The sequence below is a fragment of the Sphaerochaeta sp. genome (genome assembly GCF_050178175.1).
Classification (GTDB): Bacteria; Spirochaetota; Spirochaetia; order Sphaerochaetales; family Sphaerochaetaceae; genus Sphaerochaeta.
On the sequence record NZ_JBFXGH010000127.1, the window covers coordinates 1 to 5,699 of the forward strand.

Annotated in this window: 5 protein-coding genes; 1 reads left to right on the plus strand and 4 read right to left on the minus strand. The window is 46.9% G+C overall.

The features are described 5' to 3' along the window. A partial coding sequence (locus tag AB7S66_RS10845; protein WP_428519911.1) for a DUF5107 domain-containing protein occupies nucleotides 1-2,910 on the plus strand: 2,910 nt, incomplete at its 5' end. A gap of 70 nt (nucleotides 2,911-2,980) precedes the next feature. Here the strand turns inward: AB7S66_RS10845 and AB7S66_RS10850 are convergent. From AB7S66_RS10850 to AB7S66_RS10865, 4 genes are all read right to left on the minus strand, one after another. After that, complete coding sequence (locus tag AB7S66_RS10850; RefSeq protein ID WP_428519913.1) at nucleotides 2,981-3,397, minus strand: helix-turn-helix domain-containing protein; 417 nt, start codon at nucleotides 3,395-3,397, stop codon at nucleotides 2,981-2,983. A gap of 15 nt (nucleotides 3,398-3,412) precedes the next feature. Continuing rightward, nucleotides 3,413-3,808, minus strand: a complete 396-nt coding sequence (locus tag AB7S66_RS10855) for a hypothetical protein (RefSeq protein WP_428519915.1) — start codon at nucleotides 3,806-3,808, stop codon at nucleotides 3,413-3,415. A gap of 63 nt (nucleotides 3,809-3,871) precedes the next feature. Beyond that, the gene (locus AB7S66_RS10860) at nucleotides 3,872-5,056 is read right to left on the minus strand and encodes a galactokinase family protein (protein WP_428519917.1); all 1,185 of its coding nucleotides are present in this window, start codon (nucleotides 5,054-5,056) and stop codon (nucleotides 3,872-3,874) included. A 54-nt stretch (nucleotides 5,057-5,110) separates the two neighbouring features. Continuing rightward, on the minus strand, nucleotides 5,111-5,699 hold a 589-nt coding region (locus tag AB7S66_RS10865), incomplete at its 5' end, for a sugar phosphate nucleotidyltransferase (protein ID WP_428519919.1).

A 5,699-nucleotide genomic window follows, 5' to 3' on the forward strand; every position in this document is an offset into this window, starting at 1 on the left:
CCTTGGATCAGCGGCGGAATCGAATTCAACTGGCCCCAGCACCACCGTCCGACCACCTTCATGCCGGTTGATTACCAGACCAAGGAAGATGCAAGCAAGCACTCAGTCAGCATCCAGCTACATGACACTGACAGGATGTATGGCACCACTTCCACCGCCACCATCACCCTCTATGAAGACAAGGCATATGTCGAGATCACCGGCCAGTTGTACAACCCCACCCAGTTCCCCCAAACCTTTCTCTGGTGGGCGAATCCAGCCATTGCAGTGAATGACCATACCCAGTCCATCTTCCCCCCTGATGTGCATGCTGTCATGGATCATGGCAAGCGGGATGTATCGACATTCCCGATAGCCACAGGCATCTATTACAAGCATGACTATAGTGAGGGAGTCGACATCTCCCGCTATAAGAACATCCCGGTTCCCACCTCATACATGGCCTACCATAGTGACTATGACTTCGTGGGAAGCTACGACCACCAGAAGCAGACAGGTATTCTCCATATTGCCGACCACCACATCTCTCCTGGAAAAAAACAGTGGACATGGGGCTGTGGTGACTTCGGCAAGGCATGGGACAGAAACCTCACTGATGAGAATGGCCCCTATGTAGAATTGATGACTGGAGTCTTCACCGATAACCAGCCTGACTTTACGTTCCTCGAACCTGGAGAAGAGAAGACGTTCAAGCAGTACTTCCTTCCCTACAAGAAGGCACCCAGGGTGATCAACGCTACCAAGGACGTAGTACTCTCCCTGGACGAACAAAAGAAGCTCTCACTCTATGCGAGCAGCGAGGTCTCCCAAAGACTTGTTGTAACTTCATCTTCCAATGGTGTTCTCTTTGATAAGCAAATCATACTCAAGGCAGCAGAGTGCTTTGAGACAACGTTGCCAGAAGCAGCCCATACTATATCGCTCTATGCAAACGATGGAGAGCGATTGCTTTCCTCAAACATACAAAACAGGGAACAAGCACCCGATATTCCCGATCCAGCAAAAGCTATCCCTGCCCCCGAGAACATTGATACAGTAGAAGAGCTGTACTTAGCCGCAGTGCACCTGGAGCAGTATCGACACGCTACCTTCAGAAGTGAACCCTACTATCAGGAAGCACTCAAGCGAGATCCGAAGGACTACCGATGTACTACTGGATATGGCGAACTCTTACTCAAGAGAGGGTTGTTTGAGAGAAGCGAGAAGCTCTTCAGGACGGCCATTGAGAGGGCAACCAAGCACAACCCCAATCCAATCGACAGCAAGGCATATACACTTCTCGGTCTCAGCCTGTTCCATCAAGAACGCTTTGAGGAAGCCTATGATGCCTTCTACAAGGCTATCTGGGACGGAAAGCAGCAGGAGCAGGGTTTTCTCCATCTCGGCATCCTGGAACTGAGAAAGAAGCACTACAGAGAGGCAGCAACCTTCCTGGAGAAATCCCTTATCAGAAACAGCCACAACCTGAAAACGCGTGATTATCTTTCCTTTGCGGAGTTGCAGAGAGGAAACAGAGAAAAAGCTGAAGAGATCATCAGAGAGACACTTGAGATCGATCCATTTGATACTCTTGCGCATGATTTACGAGCAGGCATAAAAACAACCAAGCAAAATACAACAAACATGTATGACGTTTGCTCCATTGGCACCTATCGTCTCCTGACCCTCGCTGGCTTGTACGCAGAGATTGGCATGTATGAAAAGGCTTTTTCAATCCTCCCACAAGAGGGAGTAACCAATCCCATGGTGCTTTACTCCAAGGCACACTACAGCGCGGAACCCAAGAAAACAGAGAGACTCCTAACTCAGGCCGAAGCCCTGGAGGATAGCACATACTTCCCAAATACCCTTGATGACTTGAAGATCCTTACATCACTCGCAAGTACCCATAAGAATCTCTGGAAAGTGCATTACCTCCTTGGTACGTACTGGTATGATAAACGGGAACACGAGCGAGCAAAAGAATCATGGGAACAAGCCAACAAAAGCAACCCAGAACATGCAAAGACGCTTCGCTGTCTCTCTTTGGTATATTTCAACCAAGAAGGAGACCCAGAGAGAGCAAGAGTGGCTCTTGAGCGTGCTTTTTCTCTGGATTCTGAGGACGACCGTCTGCTCTACGAGCTCGACCAGCTGTATAAGAAATGCGGGAGAAAACCGGAAGAGAGGAAGGTCTTCCTGGAACAGCATAGGGATTTGGTATTCCGCCGTGATGACTTGATGATTGAGTATATTACCTTGCTGAACCTCACAAAGGACTATGAGAGGGCACGTAAGCTGGAGTTTTCCTACAGTTTCCATCCTTGGGAAGGTGGGGAAGGCAAGATCGCAACCCAATATGTCATTACGCAGGTGGAGTTGGCAAAGAAACAATCTGATCCTGAAAAAGCAAAAGACCTCTTGAACCAAGCACTTACCTACCCTGAAAATCTGCATGAGGGTAAGCTTGAGGGAAATAAGGATAATGAGGTTCATTACCTATTGGGGTGCTTGTTTGAGCAAGAAAACAACCATGAGCTTGCAGTACATCATTGGAATCTGGCCACACGGGGATTGTTGACTGCCAGTGGAGCAATGTATTACTACGACCAGAGTCCTCATCAGATTCTCTACAAGGGCCTCGCACTGCGAAAGCTGGGAAGAGAGCAAGAAGCAACAAGCAGTTTTGATGAACTCTTGAGATATGGCAAGGAGCATATGGATGATGAGGTGAGCATTGACTACTTTGCAGTCTCTCTCCCTGATCTCCAGGTATTCACTGAAGACCTATCAAAGAGAAACAGGATTCACTGTCTCTTCCTCATCGGCCTTGGCAACCTAGGCAAGAACAACAAGAAGGAAGCAGAAGAGGCGTTCAAGAAGGTGTTAGAGATGGATCCTGGGCATAGTGAGGGGAGGAGGATGGTGTAGCACCTCCTTATCCGAACATTATTTAATCCAAGGAAGTGGAGGTACATGTAATGAGTGCCGATTTGCTAAATCAATCTAAAGTATGGGAGTCAAAATAATCTTGCAGTATTTCTTCAAGTAACTCAGGGACTTCCATTGATTTCTCTGAAGCAATTTTCTCTGCAATGTCAAAATGCTCATAGTTAAGAGTGACAGAATATTTGCCAAGTGGTGTGACAAAAAGATCTCCTCCGACTGCTGAGCTTATTCTTCTCAGCAAATCATAGGTAGGCTTCCCTTTTAGCCGAGAAAGCCTAGAAATTGCACTCTGATTGGTTCCAGATCTTGAAGCAACTTCCGCTTGTGTATACTTATGCAAGTCCTTCAAGTATTCGTAATCGGCTAGGAAAGATGCAAGGGCCCTCATTTGAGACGACCATTCTGCATACTCATGGTCTGCTTCCAACTCTTTCCTGAATAATTCCGAAATTGGTCTTGTTTCCAACATATTCTCCACCATTCGTTAATAATCTAAACTGAATATCAAAGATTTAACGTTGTCTTTGATATTAGAGGATTTCTTATGTTTAATTTCACCATCAATAAGCAAAAGCTTGTTTTTGCTATACCTACTCTCAATGAAATATATCCGCACAACACCTCCTTTACGTTGTATCGGGATTCTCATTTCTTGTAGCCTGACTTTATCCCTACCGTTGCAGGTGGTAGAAAACTCTAGATCTGCGATTTCTTCTACATCTTTGAAGGCTTGTAAGGTACTACTCTTATTTACCCTTTTCAGGAATTCTTGAACAAGAATTGCAAGATCCTTCCTTTTTCTTAATTCTTTTCTCATGAATTTCTCAATTCGTGAGAACCCCTCATCCTTTGCTGTCAGCGGGTAGTACTCTACAGTCATAAATTCAATACATCCTCAATATATCAATTTTGACATATTTGTCAAGGTATAAGCTATCTATATCTACTCCACTCTCACCCCATCATCAGTCTTGCAGAAATGGACAGAGAAGATGTCCTTGTATTGGGGGAATTGCTGTAGATATTCTCTGGTAACCTGTTCCTTTATCTCTTTCTTATACGCTGGATCAATGAGAGCCATGCAACACCCTTTAAAGCCTGCACCACTGAACCTGCAGCCGTAGATACCAGGAACATGCTCTGAAATCTCATAGATTGCCTTCAGCTCGGGAGACCCTGTCTCCCAGGCATGGATGGAACTGTATCCTGAAGCGAATACCAGCTTTCCAAAGGTCTCCAAATCCCCTTCTTTCCAGGCCTCAATGCCTTTCTCCACGCGATCCATCTCCGTGAAGTAGTGTTGGGCACGCTTTGCAAACACCTCCGGGAGTTGGTCTCTATACTCCTCATACACAGAGGAAGGAACATCCCTGAGTCTTGTATCCTTGTAGAGGCCATACTCAATCCCGGCAAAGGCTTTCAGGCTGTATGCAGCACTTTTTGCCTCATCCACCCGTGTGTTGTAGCCACTTCCGAGTACCCGGGAAACACCCGAGTAGAAAATGGCAATCTCAAACTTGGGAAGCGAGGGGGAAGAGGGAATCAGGGAGAAGGAATCATCGCGGGTATCGAGGGTAAGCAGATGTTGTTTCTTGCAAAGCACCTCGCATGATTGGTCGAGTTTCCCTACATTGATCCCTACATACCCATTCTCAGCAAACAACGCTGTCTTGATCAGCTCAGAGGCAGAGAGTTCAATACCGTTTGCCAAGCAGAGTGCATTGATATAACACAATACCACTGCAGCAGAGGAAGAGAGCCCCCCGATGGGAAGGGTCCCCTTGATCACACCCTTGATACCATTCTTCAATTCATAATTCTGGGAAAGTGCATATGCAGCACCCTTGGCGTAATCACCCCAATTCCCCTGCCTCTCCCCAATATCCTGCAAATCAAAAGAGACGTGTTCGGGAAAGTTCATGCTGTCCAGATTCACTGCCCCATCATTGGAAACGAGGAACCGCAAGGAAACTCCCTTATCCAAGGCAAACCCGGTAATAATGCCATACTGGTGGTCAATATGTGCACCCAGCGGGCATACCCGGTAGGGAGCATAGGCTGTGTGAATGTCTTTCTTCTCTGCCCAAGGGTACAAAGAGGTGAACTGTTTTTCTAAGGAATGTGGCATGGTAATCTGTTTCCCCTTATGAATATCTCTCGTAGTGTAACCCACTTTCAAAGCTCATGGTACAAATTCATTGTAAAAAGCAGGACAAACAGGTTTAGAGTCCTCCTGTTTCTTCGGACCCTTATATTCGGTCTTCACTTGCTCATAATCATCAAGGTTCCCAATATCCCACCTTTTGCCCGGCATAGGGTACGCATAGACAGAAGTCTGGTTGCACAGCCAGGAAATGAAAGAACCCGGGGCATCAGTGTTACAGCCAGCAGCAATTGCCTGCTTGATCTTGGGGATATCCTCCTTCTTGTAGACATAGAAAGGAGGGACTGCCCAGTGACTCTTTGGCTCCTTGGGCTTCTCCTCCATCAATATGACCTTGTCTGAGTCATCGATGGAGGCCACACCGGTCCTCTGGAGCCGGGGAATGGAAGGTTCATAGTGACGCATGATACACGTGCCTTGCTTCTCCCTGAAGAAAGAAACAAAACCCGAGAAAGAGAAGTCGAGTAGATTATCTCCTGCCAAGACCAACAGGTCCTCCTTGAGGTCCAGCTGGTCGATGGCAAAAAGAATATCCTTCACAGCCCCCAGCCTATTCTCATTGCTGGTGGAGCCATCATCGAGAATGGTAATAGGATGGGAAAGAGAA

Excerpts from the sequence above, each read along its gene's own strand:
- AB7S66_RS10850 (WP_428519913.1), bottom strand. The coding sequence starts at position 3,397 with ATGTTGGAAACAAGACCAATTTCGGAATTATTCAGGAAAGAGTTGGAA.
- AB7S66_RS10855 (WP_428519915.1), bottom strand. The coding sequence starts at position 3,808 with ATGACTGTAGAGTACTACCCGCTGACAGCAAAGGATGAGGGGTTCTCA.
- AB7S66_RS10860 (WP_428519917.1), bottom strand. The coding sequence starts at position 5,056 with ATGCCACATTCCTTAGAAAAACAGTTCACCTCTTTGTACCCTTGGGCA.